General features: G+C 50.7%; 1 protein-coding gene and 1 pseudogene. Both read left to right on the forward strand.

Going from position 1 to position 815, the window contains the following annotated elements; all coding sequences use genetic code 11:
* Nucleotides 1-243: pseudogene (locus HMPREF0494_RS11695) on the forward strand (hypothetical protein); the annotation flags it as partial.
* 192 nt (nt 244-435) lie between these two features.
* A complete protein-coding gene (locus tag HMPREF0494_RS11700; RefSeq protein ID WP_244858947.1) occupies nt 436-744 on the forward strand; it encodes a hypothetical protein in 309 nt (102 codons plus the stop codon).
* The last annotated feature ends 71 nt before the right edge of the window (nt 745-815 follow it).

Genomic DNA, 815 nt, shown 5'->3' on the forward strand with positions numbered 1-815 from the left:
CTACCTCAAGAGCTTGATGATCAAAAGCGGAGTCCTTGGAAATATATTATTCAGTGTTTAATTGAAGATAAAACCATTCCAGATTATTTTTATCCGCATACTTTAGAAGGTGTTACAATGAAAAAGCAAGAAACGACAAGAAAGAAAAAGAGGTTTGATATGAAAAGGTCTTTCAGGCGGATTTCCGCTGTCATAGCAATGATGGCTTTCACGACAGGTCTGGCCGCCTGCGGTTCCTCCTAGTCGACTGCCCCATCGGCGAACAAAGCCACTTCCTCCGTCACTGCCCCCCAGGGCTGGAAGAAGTTCACGTCCAAGGATCTGGGCTATTCCGTCTATTTCCCGGGCGTTCCGGAGAAGGACACCTATAAGGATCCCACCGGCGCTTATGCCCGCTATTCGACGGTCAATGACAAGGATCACATCAACTACGCTGTGTCCGTCACCAAATTCACCCGGAAGCAAGTCGAGGACTCCAAGGGGTTCAATGACGCGCAGAAACGTAAGGTCTTGACCAATGTCGCTCGTCTTCTGCAGATTGACAAGTATTCCTTCACCACCGTGGACGGGCATATGGCCATTTCCTACACCGGTCACGATAGCGAGGACTCCTCGGTGATCATGCGTCGAGAGGTCGTTTACTCGTCCGCTGGCCTCTATGGCCTCGAATCCTTTGGAACTTCCAGCTCGGAATACAAGCAGTTCGTCGATACCTTCCGGCTTTCCGAAGATACGCAAGAATGAAAGGAGGGCTTCCATGATTTTCGCCACTGGCTCTACCTACTCCCAGGGGACGCCCACCCCGGATTGGATGG

It is taken from the genome of Limosilactobacillus antri DSM 16041, from assembly GCF_000160835.1.
GTDB classification, from domain to species: domain Bacteria; phylum Bacillota; class Bacilli; order Lactobacillales; family Lactobacillaceae; genus Limosilactobacillus; species Limosilactobacillus antri.